The 19268-nt window shown below is 67.1% G+C and carries 11 protein-coding genes; 9 read left to right on the forward strand and 2 right to left on the reverse strand.

The genetic code is table 11. The annotated features are described in order from the left end of the window. Positions 1 to 227 precede the first annotated feature (227 nt). The 4 genes from F0U63_RS25000 to F0U63_RS25015 all read left to right on the forward strand — a co-directional run bounded on the left by F0U63_RS25000 (position 228) and on the right by F0U63_RS25015 (position 5106). On the forward strand, positions 228 to 1466 hold the full coding sequence (locus F0U63_RS25000) for a hypothetical protein (protein WP_395833102.1): 1239 nt from the start codon (positions 228 to 230) through the stop codon (positions 1464 to 1466). Positions 1467 to 1468: 2 nt separating this feature from the next. Further along, on the forward strand, positions 1469 to 3007 hold the full coding sequence (locus tag F0U63_RS25005) for a DHA2 family efflux MFS transporter permease subunit (protein WP_395833104.1): 1539 nt from the start codon (positions 1469 to 1471) through the stop codon (positions 3005 to 3007). 139 nt (positions 3008 to 3146) lie between these two features. Next, positions 3147 to 3881 carry an HlyD family secretion protein gene (locus F0U63_RS25010; protein ID WP_395833106.1) on the forward strand — a complete coding sequence of 245 codons (735 nt, stop codon included), beginning with the start codon at positions 3147 to 3149 and terminating at the stop codon, positions 3879 to 3881. Between the two features lie 43 nt (positions 3882 to 3924). Continuing rightward, positions 3925 to 5106: an ATP-grasp domain-containing protein gene (locus tag F0U63_RS25015; RefSeq protein WP_395833108.1), complete on the forward strand. Its 1182-nt coding sequence runs from the start codon at positions 3925 to 3927 to the stop codon at positions 5104 to 5106. Between the two features lie 1193 nt (positions 5107 to 6299). Here F0U63_RS25015 and F0U63_RS25020 read toward each other — a convergent pair. Further along, positions 6300 to 7031: a hypothetical protein gene (locus F0U63_RS25020; RefSeq protein WP_395833110.1), complete on the reverse strand. Its 732-nt coding sequence runs from the start codon at positions 7029 to 7031 to the stop codon at positions 6300 to 6302. 301 nt (positions 7032 to 7332) lie between these two features. Between F0U63_RS25020 and F0U63_RS25025 the strand changes: the two genes are divergently transcribed. Both F0U63_RS25025 and F0U63_RS25030 read left to right on the forward strand, forming a co-directional pair. Further along, the gene (locus F0U63_RS25025) at positions 7333 to 8625 is read left to right on the forward strand and encodes an AHH domain-containing protein (protein WP_395833112.1); all 1293 of its coding nucleotides are present in this window, start codon (positions 7333 to 7335) and stop codon (positions 8623 to 8625) included. 31 nt (positions 8626 to 8656) lie between these two features. After that, positions 8657 to 9220: an imm11 family protein gene (locus tag F0U63_RS25030; protein WP_395833114.1), complete on the forward strand. Its 564-nt coding sequence runs from the start codon at positions 8657 to 8659 to the stop codon at positions 9218 to 9220. A 128-nt stretch (positions 9221 to 9348) separates the two neighbouring features. Here F0U63_RS25030 and F0U63_RS25035 read toward each other — a convergent pair whose 3' ends face one another. Next, positions 9349 to 10548, reverse strand: a complete 1200-nt coding sequence (locus F0U63_RS25035; protein ID WP_395833116.1) for a cytochrome P450 — start codon at positions 10546 to 10548, stop codon at positions 9349 to 9351. Positions 10549 to 11127: 579 nt separating this feature from the next. Between F0U63_RS25035 and F0U63_RS25040 the strand changes: the two genes are divergently transcribed. The 3 genes from F0U63_RS25040 (at position 11128) to F0U63_RS25050 (ending at position 19268) form a co-directional block, all read left to right on the forward strand. Next, a complete protein-coding gene (locus F0U63_RS25040) occupies positions 11128 to 12489 on the forward strand; it encodes an amidohydrolase family protein (protein WP_395833118.1) in 1362 nt (453 codons plus the stop codon). 51 nt (positions 12490 to 12540) lie between these two features. Then, positions 12541 to 17814 carry an AAA family ATPase gene (locus F0U63_RS25045; RefSeq protein WP_395833120.1) on the forward strand — a complete coding sequence of 1758 codons (5274 nt, stop codon included), beginning with the start codon at positions 12541 to 12543 and terminating at the stop codon, positions 17812 to 17814. A gap of 149 nt (positions 17815 to 17963) precedes the next feature. Next, positions 17964 to 19268, forward strand: a complete 1305-nt coding sequence (locus F0U63_RS25050; RefSeq protein ID WP_395833122.1) for a phenylacetate--CoA ligase family protein — start codon at positions 17964 to 17966, stop codon at positions 19266 to 19268.

Here is a 19268-nt window from a genome sequence, read left to right on the forward strand (position 1 = left end):
GACTGACGCGGTGGCGGACCCTCGTGTTCGAAGCGCCGTGCATGAATTGATGGCAGTCTTGAAGTATGAGATGTGATTGATATATCCTCTCAACCATCCTCCAACACATTCTACGCAGTCGCGTCAGTCCCATGATCAGTGAATTCAACGAAGAGTTTATCGCCGCCCTCAATGAGAGGCGGGATCCGGCCGGCGAGGCCAGGGCGCAGGAGAAGTCCGCCGTCCTGATGAGGTGGCTTGGCTCGCCGAAGTACGAGAAGAGCCTGTTCGAGCATCCGCTCTTGTTCAACGAGGCGGAGTTCAACGAGCTGGGGCGTGTGTCGAATGCCTTGCTTTCCGCGCAGGTGAAGATCATCCGGCACCTGCTCAAGACCCAGTCGCGAGAGCGCGTGCTCGATCAATTCCGGATGCCGCGGCGGCTCGCCGCGTTCATCAACTGGGACAACCTGCAGCGCGGCGATGCGACGATCGGCCGGATGGACATCGTCCCGACGCGCGACGGGTACTTCTTCTGCGAGTTCAACATCTTCCCCGGAGTGGGAGGGGGCGAGGGGTACGCGGGAGCGAACGCGTACTTCGAATCGTTCGGCTATCCCCGGGTGGGGCTCACGGGCTGTCCGCTTCAGCAGCTCGCCGCGCTCTACACCGCGGAATGCCAGAAGCGCGGCCTGCGCCGGGTCGTCATTTTGGACTCCACCGCGCATTCGCAGCTCGGGTTTCCTCGCCAGGAGCTCTTGAAGCGGCATCTTCAAGAGGCGAACCCGGGCCTGGAAGTCGAGCTGCTCGACGAGGTTCGTTATCCGAAGGAGTGGCTGACGCGCGGCGAGGGCGAGAAGACGCTCGTGCACCGCATGTTCACCTATGATGAAGTCACCGACGACTTCGCGTTCTGCGAGAAGCTGTGGGCGAGCGGGGCGGTGCTGACCAACGGCTTCGAACCGGAGTTGCGGATGAGCAAGCGCTTCCTGGCGATGCTGTGGGAGCCCGGCTACCAGGCGCTGTTCAGCGACGACGAGGTCGCCGCCATCCGCGCCCACCTGCCGCATGCCTTCTCGTTGAGCGAGGAGAACATCGCGTCCGCCCTGCGAAACAAGGACGAGCTGGTCTTCAAATGGGACGCGGGTGCCTCCTATGGTGGAAGCGGGGTGATGATGGGGGTGGATTGGCCCGCGGAAACACTCGAGCGGAAGCTTCGCGAGTCTGGCGTTGACCGGTGGATCTGCCAGCGTCTCGTCGAAGCGGAGACGGTCGCATTGCGCGCGACCCATGACACGGAGCCGGTGGACTACAAGCTGGTGCTGGGCCTGTTCTCCTATGGCAGCAAGCCCAATGGCTTCCTGGTGCGGGGCAGCCGTACCTCCAAGGTGGTCAACATCGCGAGCGGGGGCAAGCTGGGTTGGGCCTTCGTCGTCTCGGAGGAGGGGCGTCGTGCCCTCGTCCGTCAAGCGCGAGGCCAGAAGGCCTGACGATGAAGCGCGAGGACGCGGGGCGGATGGTCCGGACCCGATGGCTCATCGCCTTGTCGGTGACCTTCGGGACGATGATGGGAGCGCTTGACTCCTCCATCATGAATGTCGCGCTCTCCAACGTGCGCGGCGCGGTCGGGGCGACGGTACAAGAGGTGACGTGGCTGTCCACGGCGTACGTCCTGGCGACGGTGCTCGTGATGCCGCTCACGGGCTTTTTCGGCCGCGTGTATGGGCAGAAGACCGTCTATCTGTCCTGTCTGACCCTCTTCGTCGTCGGGTCCGCCCTGTGCGCCGTCGCGCAGAGCTTCGCCTGGCTCGTGGTGTTCCGTGCGCTGCAAGGATTGGGGGCTGGAGCGTTGCAGCCCACCGAGCAGGCCATCCTCCGCCAGACGTTTCCTCCAGAGGAGCACGGCATGGCGATGGGAGTGTTCAGTGTCGCGGTGGGCGTCGGGCCCGCGCTCGGCCCCTCGCTCGGAGGGTGGATCGTCGACAACTTCCACTGGTCGTGGATCTTCCTCATCAACGTCCCGGTGGGCTTCGCCGGGTTCTTGATGGTGGCGCGGTTCGTTCCTCCGGACGAGCGCCCGACGGCTGAAGCCGCCGAGCAGCAGCGCGGAAACATGGATTGGCTGGGAATCTGCCTCCTCTGGGTGACGCTGCTCGCGCTCCAGTTCGTGCTCGAAGAGGGGCCGCGCTATGACTGGTTCGAGTCACCCATCCTCGTCGTGCTGCTGGTGACCGCGCTCTTCGCGGGAATCGCCTTTGTCATCCGGGAGCTGACGGCGCCCTCCCCCGCCGTGAACCTGCGGGTCTTCCGCGACCCGACATTCACCGTGGGCTCACTCATGAGCGCGGTCGCCACGGCCATCCTGTTGTCCGGTACCTTCCTGCTGCCACTCTTCATGCAGGAGTTGCTCGATTACACGGCGATGCACTCGGGGATGGCGCAACTTCCACGGACGCTCGTCATGATCGTCGCGATGCCCCTGGTGGGCCGGTTCTACAACCGTGTCCCACCCCGCGTGTTCGTCTTTACGGGCGTGGCCATCACCGTGCTGGGACAGCTCATGCTCGCGAAGCTGTCCCTCCAGTCCAACGCCCACCAGGTGATCGGAGCGCTCGTGTTGCAGGGGCTCGGCATGAGCCTGGTGCTCGTCCCATTGAGCACCCTGTCCCTGTCCCGGATACCCAGGGAGGAGTTGGGGGACGCGGCGGGGTTGGCGGCGCTGCTGGGACAGGTCGGCATCTCCACCGGACTCGCCGTCCTGGCCACGGTGCTGGAACGGTCCGCGGTGGTGGCGCAGGCGTCGTTGACGTGGCAGTTGACGCCGGAGCGGCTGGCGGCGGTCGAGCCTGGACAGCTCGATCTGGCGCATGGGCTCGCGACGGAGGTCGTCCGGCAGGGCCGGCTGCTCGCCTTCCAGAACACGTTCATGCTCGGCGCGGTCCTCTACGCGCTGCTGCTGCTGTTCGTCTGGTTCATCCGTGCTCCACAGGCACCGGCGGACGCATTGAAGGTCGAACCTCCCGAGGTCTAGCACGCATATGTCCTCACTGAGTTCCAGAGCTGATTCATCGCCCTCCCCCACTGCTCAGTCGCCGCGGACGGCCCATTCGCGCCAGGTCTTGCGCGAGCGGGCCGGACACAGGGCGCTTCTGGCCGTTGGCGGAGTCTTCGTGCTCGTGCTGGCTGTCTATGGGGCGGTCAGGACCCTGGGGGCGCCCGTGGAGGAAACGGACAACGCGGCCGTGGACGCCCGCGTCATTCCGCTGTCCTTCCGCGTGGGAGGGCAGATCGCCGCCGTCAGGGTCGCCGACAATGCCCGGGTGAAGAAGGGGGACGTGCTGATCGAGCTCGACTCCGCCGAGGCCCAGGCACGGCTCCTCCAGGCCGAGGGAGAGCTGGCGGCGGCCGAGGCCCAGGCGGCGCAGTCCGAAGCACGGCTCGCCCAGGCCCGGATCACTTCCGCGCGTGCCGCGCTGACGCTGGCACGGCTCGCGCTGACGTACACCACGGTGGCCGCGCCCGAGGATGGAACGGTCGCCCAATTGGAGCTGTCTCCCGGGCAGCTGGTCCTGGCCGGGCAGCGCGTCGCCGAGCTCGTGACGGATTCGACGTACGCGGTCGCCAATTTCAAGGAGACCCAGATGGCCAGGATCCGGCAAGGCCAGCCGGTCACCGTCACGGTCGACACCTACCCTGGCGTCAAGCTCCGCGGGCGGGTGGAGAGCATCAAGCCAGGCACCGGTTCGAAGTTCTCGGTGCTGGCTCCGGACAACTCGCTCGGCAATTTCGTCAAGGTGACTCAACGCGTCCCCGTGAAGGTGGCGTGGGAGCAGCTCCCTCCCGAGGTGACCTTGCGGCCCGGGATGACGGCGGAAGTCCGCGTGGATGTCAGCGAGTCACCGTGACCGCGGTGCTCGTCCCCTGAAGCAAAACAAAGGAGAACCAACCATGGCAGCAAACATCATCCTCCTGGGCGCGAGGCCCTTCATCGCCGAGCGGGCCTGGCAGTTGGGGGCCCGGCCCTTGATCATCCAGAACCCGGAGCGCTCGGAGGATTGGGTGAACAAGCAATCCGAGCGCGTCCTGCTCATGTCCTACGAGGACCCGGCCTTGATCCCCATGTTGGCGGCCGCGCATGCGATCACCCCCTTCACGAGCGCGATCACCATCGCCGAGGAGGCCCTGCTGCCCTGCGCGAGGATCAACCAGGCGTTGGGACTGCCGGGAACGCCCGTGGAGCTGGTGGAGAAGACGCGCGACAAGACAGCCATGCGGCGCGTGCTTGATTCGGGAGGGTTTTCCCCCGTGCGCTGGGCGGCGGTGAAGGTGCTCGCGGATGCGACGGCCTTCGCCGAGCGCATGGGCTACCCCTTCATCCTCAAGCCCGTGGATGGCGTGGGCAGCGTCGATGTGCGGCTGGTTCGCTCCGCCGCGGATCTCGAGGGCGTGCTGAATGGCAAGTCGGCCTGGATCGCCGAGGAGTACCTGGACGGTCCCGAGTACTCCGTGGATTGCTTCTCCTTCTCGGGGCGCCACTTCATCCTGGGCATCAACGAGGAGACGAAGAACCCAGGCCCCATCGGCAGTGCGTTCCTGGAGGTGGCGCATCAGGTCCCGGCGCCCATGAGCCCCGAGCGCGACCACGAGGTGCGGGAATTCATCCGCCGCTTCCTGGATGAGGTCGGGATCCAGGAGGGGCCCACGCACACGGAGCTGAAGTACACCTCGCGCGGCCCTCGGATCGTGGAGACGCACACGCGGCTGGGCGGGGATCGGCTGTGGGACTTGATCCGGCTGACGACCGGGTACGACCTGGTGGACATGACGCTCCAGTGGGCCATGGGGACGCTGAAGCCCCTGGACGCCGACCCCGTCCCGCGCGGCGGTGCGGCCATCCAATACTTCACTCCGCCGCCCGGCCGGCTCAAGCACCTCCATGGCATGCAGGCGTTGCGGCGGCTTCCGGGCGTCGTGGACATCTCGCTCACGGTGGACGTGGGGGCCACCATTCCTCCGGCCATGCAGTCCGTGGACCGCGCGGGCTATGTCATCGCCCAGGGACCGACGGCCTCACAGGCGATGGAGATCTGCCAGGAAGTCAGTCAGCGGCTCGTACTCACGACCGCTTGAGGGGTCCCCGCGCCAGGGTCAGCGCTGCATGAGTTCGGGCATCCGCGCTGCGGGGATGAAGCTCCCGCGGGCTCCGCTTCGGCAGCGCCCTACCCACCCGACCGGCCATTTCTACTTGGCCAGGCAGAGGCCAGCTCTACCCGCCCGATGACGCGTGGGGGTGGCCACGCGGCCGCCGCACAGGGCCACCAGCTTCATTTCCACCTGCTGTTCAGCTGGGGGGAAGAACCTCACCGCTGCGGCGAAGGTGAAGGCTTCCGTCCGCTGGCGTTGTAATATTCCGTGATCGAGAAATTGCCGGTCACCACCTCGGAGGCCGGGCTTTTCTTGCTCGATCCTGCTGTCGATGATCGATTCGCTATAGGTAGTGCATCCCCTTGCAGAGGAACAACACATGCGAGATGCACCCTACCGTCACCCGTCCGACGTTGGGCTACGCCAAGTCCACCCTTCTCCACTGCCCAAGCCGATCCACGATGTCATCACCACCATGACGGGCCGGCCAAACCCGAGCTGCCCGGAGAACTACCGACAGCCCAGTTTGTCGCACTGTGAGAGTAACTGCCTAATCCTCCTGCCAGAGTTAGCCAAGGCTGGCATCGATGCGCGCGCTGTCTACGGCGTTGCCTTACTGCCGTCGAGTTGGGGCGTACCATCCCCTGAGCGTTGGCGCACCCATGTGTGGTTGCACATCGGGGAGATTCACTGCGACCCCACATATGAGGTTGCGTGGCGCCGCGATACCTCCGAGGCAACTTACTTCGAGTACTCCAGACTCGCATTCAGCGACCTTCCCGCGAACGTGCGCAAATCTATTGAGAATGGCTGGCGCCAAAATGGCCCAATGAACGAGGTTAGGGCCAAACTGCGTTCCTTCGGCATCGACGCCTGTCTAGATTTTGATATACAGCCACAGTAACTGGATGGAGAAGGGGCGCTCTCCATCGCAGAGGTCGAGCCCTTCTCACTCTCGGTTCGCTGCAGTTCGCGCCAATTACCCGTATTGCCTAGTCTTGTCCTCTCCTGCCTCGCAGCTGACTGGGGCTTGTCGCTCGCCTCCTCCGCTCCCGATTGGGGGAACTCGGCTTCGCGCACGGCGGCCCCATCCTGAGGGACGGCACCGCCGCGCTCTGGCGCGCCCTGGAAGAGGATACCGAGGCCCCTGCCCCTCCGAGCCCCTGTAGCCGCGCGTGCTACTTCGCACCCACGGCGTCCAGGCGGCAGCTCACCGCCAGGGACAGCACCACCTCATCCACGGACACCTCCTGCTGCTTCACCTCACCGGGTGGCTCGCAGTTCACCACCTGGAGCGGAGCGCGCTCGGACTGCGCCAGGGCCATGAAGCCTCGCGCACGCTCCACCCAGCGCTTCATCAACTCGGCCCGGAACGCCTCGGGGTCCCTCACCTGGGCCGTGGGGAAGCCGAACGTCACGCGCGACCCCGCGTTCGCCTTCTCCGAGGCGGCGGTCAGCTCGCCGCCCACGCGTGTCAGCGTGGCCACCAGCGCCGCACGGGCCCAGAAGTCCATGGACTCGGGCAGGGATACCTCCAGCTCGCCACTGGTCACGGCCGCGGCGCCTCTCATGCGCTTGCCGTACTCCCGGCCGAAGCCCCGCATCTTCACCGAGACCTCCACCTTGCTGGCCCTCGTGGCCTCGGTCGTGTCGCGTACGTACTGGTCCACCGCCGCCTTCAGCTTCGGCAGCCCTTGCTCCAGCACCTCGGCCTCCTGCCGGAAGGTGAAGGACATGACCAGCACGTCCGGGCGCACCTGCAGCCCCTCCTCCACGGCGGGGAGCTCGTGGGGGGGGTCCTCATAGGACGGACTGGCCACCGCCGACGAGGACATGGAGTCACGGCCGCACGAGGTCCACAGACAGACGAGCAGCACGCAACCAGGGAAGACGAGGTGACGCAGGGACATGGATGGGACTCCAGGAGACAGGGACGGCGAACCGCTGGACGCGAATCGTGCCGCGCAGCTTGCCCCTTCCCAGCCACTCCTCGCCAGGGCACACGCTACCGCCAGGCTCCCGCGAGACTCCGCCAGGCCCGCTCTGGGAGTGCCAAGCAGCGGGGTCGATTCACCGCCTCCGCTAGATGTTGCCCGCCGCCTCAAGTCGAACCCACTCCAACGACCACCCTCTTCGCACCTGCGTGGGACGACAGGGGACGGACGGGAAGGAGGGGACGTAACTTGCCCCCTGGTACATGATGCAGGAGACATGAAGAGCGCCTCTGTCCTCCTGCGCCTGCTGACGGCCTCAAGCTTCGTCCTCGCATCCTCGTGTGCCACTCCCGGCCCCACCTTGCCCGGAGGAGAGCGACCTCAGCCTGCGCCCTTCTCAGTGCAAGCGACCGTGTTGCCCGGAGAGCAGCTTCAGCTCGACTTCGAGCCTGCTCCCCTTCGGGCAGCCCAGGAGGTGCTCCCTACAGAGGAGGCCCGTCAGCTGCTTGCCGAGTTCCTCGAGTGCGCCGCGGACCCATACTTCCTCCCCGTGGTTCCCGCGATGGCTTCATCCACACGTGGAGCCTCATCTGGGGAGGCGCGGCTGCGGGCGGAGTTTCTCGCCCGGTACGGCCCGGGCTGGCTGCCCCTGCCGAAGTCCCTGGAGCGCAGCCCACTCTTCATGGCCCTCAGACTCTCACCTCGCTACATGGCGCCGGGCATCCGCGACGCGGCTCTCGAGCTGTTTCGCTCGCCCCTCTTCCTGACCAGCGTCACCCTCTCGATCCTGGTGTACTTCTCCGCCTGGGTGTTGCCCGAGCCCCTCTTCTCCAAGGCATTCGCCGCCACGCTCACGGCAAGGTTGGCCTTCGTAGTGGGGCTGCTGGAACTGCGCACCATCGCGTTGTCCTTCGTGCGGTTCTACAGAGAGGTACAAGCCGCCAGGACGACGATGGATGTGGAAGCCGCCGCCGAGCGGTTCGGCCGCGCGATGGGAGGCACTGCGTTGCGCGTGCTCGTCACCGCCGCTAGCTTCGGCGTGGCCAGATCCCTGCCCAACGTGCCTCCAGGGGGACTCGGCTCGCTGCTGGGCCCTCCGCGCTTCGCTCTCGCGGGTGGAGGATCAGTCCAGTCCGCGGCCACGGCGCATGTGGTGGCAGATGGCACCATTGTTCTGACAGGCGCAGCCCTGGGGGCCGCGGGCTCCGCGGTAGGAAGCGCCTGCGACGATGGGTCCATGCGGAAGAAGGGTTATCGGTGGCACCACCTGGCCACGGACAAGAATGAAATCTCCTCGGCGAGGGGTGGACCGTGGACTCCCCTGTTCCAGCGGCTCTTCGCCAAGGCGGGCATGAGCTTGGATGCGGCAGAGAACCTCGTCTATCTCAAGCGCCATCAGGGCCCCCATCCCGAGGACTATCATGACGCCGTCTATACGAAGCTCGATACGGCGATGGAACAGTGCCGGACCGTCTCTCACTGTAGAGCAAGGCTGGTAGAGGCCCTCCGGCAACTCGCGGAAGAGGTATGCACCCCTGGGTCGAAACTTCATCGGCTGGCGACCCGGTAAAGGATTGCCGCGGAGGAAAAGGAACAGAAACGTGACCAAGTTCTACGAGCTGAAGGACAACAGGCGCTCACATACTCGTTGGCACCTGGGCGGGCCGCTGGATGAACAGGGAAACGAGATCGACCCCTGGCAGTTCCGTCAAGGCAGCTTCCTCAAGCTGGAGAGCGTTCCCCGCTTTCCACTGGATGTGTCGGGGGAGCCCCTGGACTTCAGCTGGGCCGCCTTCGCCATTCCCGTGGTTCATGCCCGCTTCGCTCAACTCTTTCAGCGGCTGCACGTCCAAGACGTACAGCTCATCCCTGTCCAGATAGAAGGCCACACGGAGCGGTACTTCATCCTCAACGCCCTGCGCATCATCCGCTGCATTGATGATGCCCGATGTGCCGAGGTCCAGTATTGGAGACCCGAGGATGCCGAGCCCGAGAGAGTCGGTGAGTATCGCTCTGTCATCGGCTTGCGCATTGATCCATCCAAGGTGGGTGACGCTCGGATCTTCCGCACGTGGGGATGGCGCATCGCACTCGTCATCTCTGAGGACCTCAAGCAGGCCATCGAGTCCGCAGCGCTCACGGGCCCTCGATTCGTCGAGCTCTGAGCGGAGCGGACTGGCATGCTCATCTCTTCTCGGACAGGGCATGCGCCTGTTACAGCGCCGCGCCGCCTCGCTCGATGACTGGGACGGAGAGCCAGGAGCGAGCGCTCTCCGCGCGCGAGGCGCTCAGCTCAGGCGGGGAGCACCTCGAGCGGCAGATTCCGCATCCCCCGGACCGTCATCGCGAAGTTCCACTCGATGGGCTCCGGGCGGAGGGACACGGTGCCGCACCGAGCGAGCAGGGCCTCCAGGGCCACGCGCGCCTCGACCCGGGCCAGGGCCGCGCCCAGGCAGAAGTGCATGCCATGTCCGAAGGCCAGGTTCTGTGGCCCCTTGCGCTCCAGGCTGAACCGGTCCGCGTCCGCGCAGTAGTGCTCGTCCCGCAGGGCCGAGCCCTGCAGCACCAGCAGCGGGCTGCCACGTGGTAGCGAGACGCCCGCCAGCGTCACGTCCTGGGTGCAGAGGCGGACGGTGCCCTGCACCGGTGGCTCGAAGCGGAGCACCTCCTCGATGAACTGCGGAATGAGGGAGCGGTCCCCACGCAGTTGCTTCAGCACCGCCGGATGCTCGGCGAGGATGCGCGCGGAGTGCCCCAGCAGATGCACGGTGGTCTCCAGCCCCGCGACCAGCAGCAGGAAGAGAAAGCCCATCAACTCCTTGGTCGTGAGCGCCTCGCCATCCACTCGGGACCGCAGCAAGTCACTCACCATGTCATCGCCCGGCGTCTGACGGCGGTGCTCCAGCACCTGACCCAGATACTGCTCCATCTCCGCCACCGTGCGCCGGCACTGCTCCAGCAGCGCGGTGTCTCCCGGCTGGGTGGCGCTGAGGGCCACGATGTCGTCCGACCACTGCTTGAAGCGCGAGTGGAGCGCCGGATCCAGGCCCAGCAGCGCCCCGATGACACTTGCGGGCAGCGGCAGGGCGAAGTCCGCGACGAAGTCCACATCGCGGCGGTCGAGAACGCGAGTGGTGAGTTCCTCGGCGGTGGCTCGGATGCTCGGCTCGAGCCGGCTCAGGGCGGAGGGACCCAACGCGCGATTGACCAGGCCTCGCATCCGGCCATGCACCTTCGGATCATCCATGAAGATCAACGAGTCGGAGATGGGATTGGAGCGCCCGAACCAGGGAGGATCCGCCGTCAGTCGCAGCCCCTCGGACGAGTAGAGCTTCGGATTCTTGAAGACGTGCAGCACATCCTCATACCGGCTCACGGCCCACAGCCCGCCCGGGTCCACCTGGGCCACCGGAGCGGTGCGGCGCAGCTCCGCGTAGGCAGGGTATGGATTGGCCCGGATCTCGGGCGACATGAGGTTCAAGCGCTGGTGCATGGAACTTCCCCCGTCAAAGAGTCCTCCCCATGCTACCCGTGCGCGCTCCCAGAGGAAGGCACCTCCTCGGAGGCCCGACAGCCCCCATCATCGCGACCAGTACGGCCAACCCCCACCCCCACCGCGAGTCATTCCTCATCCGTTGCACTCCCTCTCGTCACCCAGCACGGGAGTGAACCCTTTCCATCCCCAACGAGGACTTCAAACCCACGGGAAAATTGAGTGTGTGTTATTGAGAATCCGCGTCCGCGAGCAACGAGGCTCGACGTCGCGCCCCGCCACCCACTAGTCTTGCCAGCGCTCCAGGGAAATCCGTGTCGCCGTCTCGTGAGTGAGGTGGCACGACAACAGGCTCTGGTGAGTCCAGAGGGGGAAGTACGACACATGTGCCAGAAGCTCTGCGGAAACCATTCGAACCATGACGGCGAGCCAGTGAATGCGGGCTCCTCCCGTCGCGAGTTTCTCTCGGTAGGGGCTTCCGCCCTCGGGGCCGCGGTGGCCTCCTCGGTCCCCACACCGGCGCTGGCGGCGACCGCGCAGGGGGACCTGTCGCAAGAGGCCGGTGCCAGGAACCACGACATGCCCAGGGACACCGGTGCGTCGCACCGGCGCTACCTGCTCAAGGGCGGCGCGGTCCTCAGCATGGATCCCCAGGTGGGAAACTTCGCCCAGGGCGACGTGCTCATCGAGGGCAAGCGGATCGTCGCGGTGGGGGCCAGGCTGAACGCTCCCGGTGCGGCGATCATCGATGCCGCGGGCATGATCGTCATGCCCGGGTTCGTGGACACCCACCATCATCAGTATCAGACCGCGCTGCGCAGCTTCCTGTCCGACGGCCTGCTCTTCAACGATGGGCTGCCGCACGGCGAGAAGAACTACCTCGACTACATCCACACGAAAATCACGCCGGTCTTCAGGCCTCAGGACGCCTACCTCGCCGAGCTCGTTTCGTCGCTCAGCCAGCTGGACGCGGGGGTGACCACGGTCGTCGACACGTCGCAGGTGGGACATACTCCGGCGCACACCGATGCGGTCATCCAGGGGCTTCATGACGCGGGCCGCCGCGCGGTCTTCGTGTACTCACCGGGAGTGGGTCCCGGCAACCTCTTCCCGAGCGATCTCCAGCGGATCCGCAGCCGGTACTTCTCCTCGACCGATCAGCTCCTGACCCTGGCGATGGGCGGGGAGGTGTTCGACGCCTCGTTCCGTACCTATTGGGCGCTCGGGCGCCAGAATGACCTGCCCATCGTGACGCACCTCGTTGGCAGCCTCGACCAGGCCACGCTCGTGGAGCAGCTCGCGAGCGAGAACCTGCTCGGGCCCGACCTCGTCTTCATCCACGCCAGCCGCATCTCGGAGGGCTCCTGGCGGGCGATCGCCCAGTCGGGGGCGAGCGTCTCGATCGCGGCCCCGATCGAGATGGCCATGCGGCACGGCCTGCCGCCGATCCAGTCCGCGCTCGATCATGGCGTCCAGCCCGCGCTCAGCACGGATGTCGAGTGCACCATGACCGCGGACTTCTTCACCCAGATGCGGACCGTCTTCACGCTCCAGCGGGCGCTCATCAACGAGCGCGCGATCAACGGCGAGACGAACCTGCCCGAGCTCCTCACGTGTCGCGACGTGATTCGCTTCGCCACGGTCGAGGGCGCCCGGGTGGCCCGCCTCGCCCACAAGATCGGCTCGCTGACTCCGGGCAAGGAGGCCGATATCCTCCTGCTGCGCGCGGATGCCCTCAACGTGGCCCCGCTCAACAATGTGCCGGGAGCCGTCGTCACGTTGATGGACCGCAGCAACGTGGACACGGTCATCGTCGCGGGACGGATCCGCAAGTGGCGAGGCGCCCTCGTCGATGTGAACTGGGCCCCCCTGCGCGCCGCCCTCGAAGCCTCCAGGGACTACCTCCTCCAGGCGGCGGGCGTCCAGCGCGAGCTCTTCTGAGGGGGGCCCGGGGGTGTTGCATGAGCGCGGCCCTGGGGATGGACTCCACCCATGTTGAATCTTCCAGGCTACACGCTCCATCGTCCGATCCGCGCCACCGACTCGAACCTGCTGTTCCGGGCGGTGCGCGAGGCGGATGGTGCGCCGGTCATCATCAAGACGCCCGCGGGCCCCTGCGCTGGCCCGCGCGAGGATGAGCGGTACCGCCGGGAGCACAACATCCTGCGGAGGCTGCTGGGCGTGCGCGGCGTCACCCGGCCTCATGGTTGCGAGCGGGTCAACGGCCGCCCCGTCCTGGTGCTGGAGGAGGTGCAGGGGGTGGCCCTCTGCGAGGCGGTGGGCCGGCCCTTCGAACTCGCCCGCTTCCTCGAGCTGGCCGTCTCCCTGACCTCGACCCTGGCGGAGATTCACCTCCGGGGAGTCATCCACAAGGACATCAAGCCCTCCAACATCATCGTCACGCCCTCGGGCGAGCCGCGCATCATCGACTTTGGCGCCGCCACCCTCCAGCGCACCGAGCATGTGGACGCGGCACCGACCCACCTGCTCGAGGGAACGCTGCCCTACATGTCCCCGGAGCAGACCGGGCGCATGAACCGCGTGGTGGACTACCGCACCGACTTCTATTCGCTGGGCGTGACGTTCTACGAGCTGCTCACGGGCGTCCGGCCATTCCAGGGGAGTGACGCGCTCGAGTGGTTCCATGCGCACATGGCCCAGCTGCCGAGGCCACCGCACGAACTCGTCGCCAGCATCCCGCCCGTGCTGTCCGCGATCGTGATGCGGTGCCTGGCCAAGGTCGCCGAGGAGCGCTACCAGAGCGCCGAGGGGCTGCGGCACGACCTCGCGGAGTGCGGGGAGAGCCTGCGCCGGGGCTCCCTCGAGCTCTTCGTGCTGGGCAAGCGGGACATCCCCAGCCGCTTCCAGCTCCCCCAGCGGCTCTATGGGCGAGACACCCACGTCGCCACCCTGCTCCAGGGCTTCGAGCGAATCGCGCGCGGAGGCCGGCCCGAGCTCATCCTGGTCCGCGGCTACTCCGGCATCGGCAAGTCGTCGGTGGTCCACGAGCTGCACAAGCCCGTGGTTCAGCGGCGCGGGTTCTTCCTGAGCGGCAAGTTCGATCAGCTCCAGCGGGATGTTCCCTACGCCACCCTGGCCCAGGCCATCCAGGGGTTGGTGCGCCAGTTGCTGGCGGGCACCGACGAGGAGGTGGCCCGGTGGCGAGAGCGCATGCGGGAGGCCCTCGAGGGCAACGGCCAGGTCCTCGTGGAGCTGGTTCCACAGCTCACGCTCCTCCTGGGCCCGCAGCCGGCGGTCCCGGAGCTTCCGCCCGCCGAGGCACAACACCGCTTCAACCAGGTGTTCCTCCGCTTCCTCGGCGTCTTCGCCACCGCCGAGCACCCGCTCGTCATGTTCCTGGATGACTTGCAGTGGGCGGACCTGGCCAGCCTCCGGCTCCTCCAGTCCCTGCTCACCGCGGAGGAGGCGCCAGCGGCGCTGTGGATCGGGGCCTACCGGGACAACGAGGTCAGCCCCTCCCACCCGCTGATGATGACACTCGGGGAGGTGCACAAGGCGAAGGTCGCGGTGGCCGACCTCCAGCTCACGCCGCTGAGCCTGGAGCAGCTCCAGCACCTCGTGGGCGATGCGCTCCCGGGCGCGGGGGCGGAGGTCATCCTGCCCCTGTCGGAACAGGTGTACGAGAAGACGGGTGGCAATCCGTTCTTCCTCCTGCAGTTGATGCAGGCGTTGCACCACGATGGCCTCCTCGGCCGCACGCCCGGAGGGGGCTGGCGCTGGGATGCCGAGGGCGTCCGGGCCCGCGGGTACTCCGACAACATCGTCGACTTCATGGCTCGCAACCTGCACCAGCTTCCCGCGAGCACCCGGCACCTGCTCCCCCTGGCGGCGTGCGTGGGCAACAGCTTCTCACTCGGGATGCTGGCCCTCATCGCCGGCCTGGAGGCGGACGAGGTGGAGCGGGGCCTCGAGCCGGCGCTCCAGGCGAGCCTGGTGGTGCGCAGCGCATCGGAGCAGTACCGGTTCCTGCATGATCGCATCCAGCAGGCGGCGCATGCCCTCATCCCCGAAGGCGAGCGCCAGGCGATCCATGTGCGCATCGGGCGCCTGCTGCTGGAGCGCCTGTCCGCCGAGGAGGTGCGCGAGAGGCTCTTCGAGATCGTGAGCCAGCTCAACACCGGGGTGGAGCTCATCAGCGGCCACGAGGAGCGCCACCGCCTCGCGCGCCTGAACGCCGAGGCGGGCTGGAAGGCCCGGGCCTCCAGCGCGCACGGCTCGGCCGCCGCCTATCTCGCCATGGCCTTCTTGCTCATCCCGGGCGATCCCTGGGAGCTGGACCCCGCGCTGGCCTTCAAGGTGCGGCTGGATCGGGCGAGCAGCGAGCTCATGAGCGGCAATCTCGCCGAGGCCCGCCGACTGCTGGAGGAGCTGTGCTCGCGGGCACGGAGCCGGGCGGACATCGCCGCCGCCTATACCTTGAGGTATGAGGTGCACCTCATCTCCGGCGAGATCGAGGCCTCCGTCACCTGCCTCCTGGAGGGACTGGGCCTGCTGGGCATGCCGATGTCCGCGCATCCCTCCTGGGAGGAGGCCGTGGCCGCCCGGGAGGAGGTCCAGGCCCTGCTGGGTGGCCGTTCCATCGAGAGCCTCGTCGAGCTGCCGCTGATGACGGACGCGGACATGAAGCAGGTGATGAGCGTCCTGGGCCGCCTCTTCCCCTCCGCCTACTTCACCGACAACAACCTGCTCGTCCTCCACGTCTGCCGGATGGTCTCCCTGAGCCTCCGCTACGGCAACACCAACGAGTCGGCGATCGGATACAGCTCGCTCGGCATCCTGCTCGGGACGTTCTTCAAGAGCTATCAGGAGGGCTACGCCTATGGCGTGCTCGCCCGCGCGCTCGTCGATCGCTACGACCTGAGCCAGGAGCGGGTCCGGGCGCTCTTCAACCTGGAGATGATCAGCTACTGGTGCCGGCCCCTGGCCGAGGCGCACGCACACGCGCTGAATGCCTTCCAGCACGCGGTCCAGAGCAACGACTACCTGTTCGCCTGTTACATCGTCGGCCACGTCGTCTGGAACCGGCAGGCCATGGGGCACCCCCTCGATGACGTCTACCAGGACGCGCTCGACCGGATGGACTTCATGCGCAAGACGGGCTTCGTGGGGGTGGTGGATACCACCCTCATCGTCCTGCGCTACATGCAGACACTGCGGGGCCACTCGCCCACGTTCGGCACGCTGGATGGGGAGGGGTTCGACGAGAAGGCCCTCGAGGCCTCGTTGTCGCCGGCCCACATGAGCAGCATGGTGTGCCAGTACTGGCTCTCCAAGATGCAGGCGCGCTTCATGTGCGGCTCCTACGCGGAGGCCCGTGAGGCGGGGGACAGGGCGGCGGCGTTCATCTGGTCCTTCATCGGCATCATCCCCCTGCTGGACTTCCACCTCTTCCGCGCCCTCACCCTGGTCGCGTGCTGCGAGGGCGCGACGGAGGAGGAGCGGCGGCGCTACCTCGAGGCCGCCGAGGCACACGGGCGACAGCTCGAGGAGTGGGCCTGCAACTGCCCCGAGACCTTCCGCGCGCTCGAGCGGCTGGTCTTCGCGGAACTGGCCCGCGTCCGGGGCCGCCTGGAGCAGGCGCTCCCCGCGTACGAGGAGGCCCTTCGCTCGGCCCGCGACCATGGCTTCATCCACCACGTGGCCCTGGTGTGCGAGCTGGCGGCGAACTTCTACCGCAAGCGGCAGGCCCCCTTCATCGCGGAGGCCTACGCGCGCCAAGCCCGGGAGGCGTACACGCGGTGGGGAGCCCAGGGCAAGGTCAAGCAGTTGGACGCCCTGTGGCCATCCCTGGTGAGCCCGGCGGCTCCCACGAGTGGCACCACCACCTCCTCCTCGGAGGCCCGGGAGATCGACGCCCTCGCCGTGGTCAAGGCTCAGCAGGCCATCTCCAGCGAGATCGTCCTCGAGCGGCTGGTGTCCACGCTCATCCGGGTCGCCACCGAGAACGCGGGGGCCCAGCGGGGAGCCCTGCTGCTGCCGCGCGGTGACAAGCTCGAGGTCGTGGTCGACACGGAGGCCTCGGGTGGCGCGCGGGCCGCCCTGCCCTGGACGATCCTCTCCTACGTCCGGCGCACGCGCGAGCATGTGCTCATTGGCGACGCGGCGGCGCCTCACCCGTTCTCGGGCGAGCCCTACCTCGAGCACAGTGGGGCCAGGTCAGTGCTCTGCCTGCCGCTGATGCGCCAGGAGTCGCTGTCGGGGGTGATGTACCTGGAGAACCGGTTCGCCTCCGGGGCGTTCACGCCGGAGCGCATCCTGTTGCTGGGGCAGCTCGCCTCGCAGGCCGCCATCTCCATCGAGAACGCCCGGCTGTACGCGGAGCTTCAGCGCACCGAGGCCGCCCTGCGCGGCGCCAATGACGAGCTGGAGCGGCGGGTGGAGGAGCGCACGCGCGAACTCAAGCAGGCCCAGGCCCAGTTGGTGGACACGGCCCGTGCGGCGGGCATGGCCGAGGTCGCCTCGGACGTGCTGCACAACGTGGGCAACGTCCTCACCAGCGCCGTCATCAACCTGGATCTGATGCGCTCCGGGGTCTCGGCCTCGCGCTTCGACCGGGCGGCTCAACTCTCCGCCCTGCTCAAGGAGCACCAGGCGGACCTGGTGGGCTTCCTGACGTGCGACCCGAGGGGCCGCGTCCTTCCGGACTACCTGCGGGCACTCACCGAGGAACTCCGTCAGGAGCGGCTCCAACTCCAGACGAACCTGAACGAGATGGGTCTGCATCTCGAGCACATCCACGCCATCATCCGGGTGCAGCAGGACTACGCCAAGACGTCACTCATCCTCAGTGAGTGGGATCTCACCCAGCTCATCGAGGACAGCCTGCGCTTCCAGCTGGCCACGCTGAAGCGCCACGGAGTTTGCGTGACACGCGAGTTCACCGACGCCCCCAGGATGCAGGTGGACAAGCACAAGGTGCTGCAGATCCTCATCAACCTCCTGAGCAACGCCAAGGACGCCATGGCCGAGGTCCCCGAGGGGCGGCGTCACCTGTGCGTGCGGCTCACGGTTCAGGGGAGCGTGGCCCGGATCCAGGTGGTGGACAGCGGCAAGGGCTTCTCGCGGGAACTCCACAAGCAACTCTTCGCGCTCGGCTTCACCACCCGCGAGGAAGGGCATGGCTTTGGCCTGCACGCGAGCGCGCTGGCGGCGCAGGTGATGGGGGGCCGCCTGCTGCTGGAGAGCGAAGGCCCCGGCAAGGGCGCCACGGCCACGCTCGAGCTCCCACTCTCGCGGCCTCTCTGACGCCGCGCGGGACTGTCTGGCCTTCAGGAACCAGACATCCCCAAGCGGCGCTTCCCTGGACGATAGCCATTGCCGGGCTTGTATGTCTGGGTTCCAGACGGCGCCCGGGGTCCTTGATCCATGTCCGTGCCGTCCACACGTTTCGGGGCATGAACAATCCAAGACTCGCCACGATCATCTCCCGCCACGCCTCGGAGTTGAAGCAAGCAGATCGGATGCAACCCGAGACATTGAAAAGCTATCAGTCCGCGGCCCTGCGAGCCGTGGCTACCCGGGCGCAGGAGTCCTCGCCCTTCTACCGGGAGAAGCTGGAGCGGGCGGGCGTCCGCCCTGGAAGCATCCAGGGCCTGGAGGATCTCCCACGTCTGCCCTTCCTGACCAAGGAGGAGTTGCGCGGACACCCCTGGCGGCTGCTCACCTGCGAGCGCCGGGACCTCATGATCATCCAGGTCTCCACGGGTACGAGCGGCGGCGAGGAGATCTACAGCACCCAGAGCCGGTTGGATCTGCAATATCACATGTCCGCGCACTATCCCTCGCTGCTCCCGGTCACCGCGGGAGACGTGTGTCTCAATGCGTTGCCCTATGAGATGAGCACCTCGGGGTTGGCCATGCACCGGGAGTTCGCCGAGAACTGCCAGGCCACGGTGATCGCCGCCGGAAAGGGCGGCGCGTACTCCACGCCCGCGAAGACCCTCAAGGTCTTCCGGGACCTTCGTCCCAGCATCGTCATCACCAGTCCGTCGTGGGCCATCGCCCTGGCGGAGGAGGCGGCCAACCAGGGCCTCTCCCTGCCGTCAATGGCCCCCCGGAGGATGTGGCTCACCGGCGAGGGTTGCTCTCCCGCCTTCCGGCGGCGCGTGGAGACGCTCTGGGGCTGCGCTGCCTTCTTCCTCTATGGCTCGCTGGAGGGCGGGATGATGGGCGTGGAGTGCGAAGCCCGCCAGGGCTACCACCTGACCCAGGGCCACACCCTGCTCGAGGTGGTGGACCCCGACACCGGGGCGCCCCTGCCCCCGGGCTCGGTGGGAGAGTTCGTCGTGACGGCGCTGCTGCGCCACGACAGTCCCCTGCTGCGCTTTCGTACCGGGGACCTGGGGGTGTTCGAGGAGGGCGCGTGCACCTGCGGCGCCACGGCGAGCCGCTTCCGCGTGCGCGGCCGGACCTTCGAGCAACTCCATTACCGGGGCCAGAGCGTGTCGCCCATCTTCCTGGAGGAATTCCTCATGCGCATGCCCGAGGTGGGCAACTGGTTCCACTTCGTCGTGCCCGCCTCGGACACCGCCCGCATCAAGGTCCGATGCGAGCCCGCCACCGGGGTGCGGCCCTCCCGTGAGCTGGGCAGCTCGTTGGCCAGCAGGATGGAGGTCTCCACGCGCCTGCCCCTGGACTTCGAGTTCGTCGAGCACCTGCCCCGCACGGGCGCCAAGGCCCTGCGCGTCGTGCGCGAGTAA

It is taken from the genome of Cystobacter fuscus (assembly GCF_044360685.1).
GTDB classification, from domain to species: domain Bacteria; phylum Myxococcota; class Myxococcia; order Myxococcales; family Myxococcaceae; genus Cystobacter; species Cystobacter fuscus_C.

Excerpts from the sequence above, each read along its gene's own strand:
- F0U63_RS25035 (WP_395833116.1), bottom strand. The coding sequence starts at position 10,548 with ATGCACCAGCGCTTGAACCTCATGTCGCCCGAGATCCGGGCCAATCCA.
- F0U63_RS25045 (WP_395833120.1), top strand. The coding sequence starts at position 12,541 with ATGTTGAATCTTCCAGGCTACACGCTCCATCGTCCGATCCGCGCCACC.
- F0U63_RS25005 (WP_395833104.1), top strand. The coding sequence starts at position 1,469 with ATGAAGCGCGAGGACGCGGGGCGGATGGTCCGGACCCGATGGCTCATC.
- F0U63_RS25020 (WP_395833110.1), bottom strand. The coding sequence starts at position 7,031 with ATGTCCCTGCGTCACCTCGTCTTCCCTGGTTGCGTGCTGCTCGTCTGT.
- F0U63_RS25050 (WP_395833122.1), top strand. The coding sequence starts at position 17,964 with ATGAACAATCCAAGACTCGCCACGATCATCTCCCGCCACGCCTCGGAG.
- F0U63_RS25000 (WP_395833102.1), top strand. The coding sequence starts at position 228 with ATGAGGTGGCTTGGCTCGCCGAAGTACGAGAAGAGCCTGTTCGAGCAT.
- F0U63_RS25015 (WP_395833108.1), top strand. The coding sequence starts at position 3,925 with ATGGCAGCAAACATCATCCTCCTGGGCGCGAGGCCCTTCATCGCCGAG.
- F0U63_RS25025 (WP_395833112.1), top strand. The coding sequence starts at position 7,333 with ATGAAGAGCGCCTCTGTCCTCCTGCGCCTGCTGACGGCCTCAAGCTTC.
- F0U63_RS25040 (WP_395833118.1), top strand. The coding sequence starts at position 11,128 with ATGCCCAGGGACACCGGTGCGTCGCACCGGCGCTACCTGCTCAAGGGC.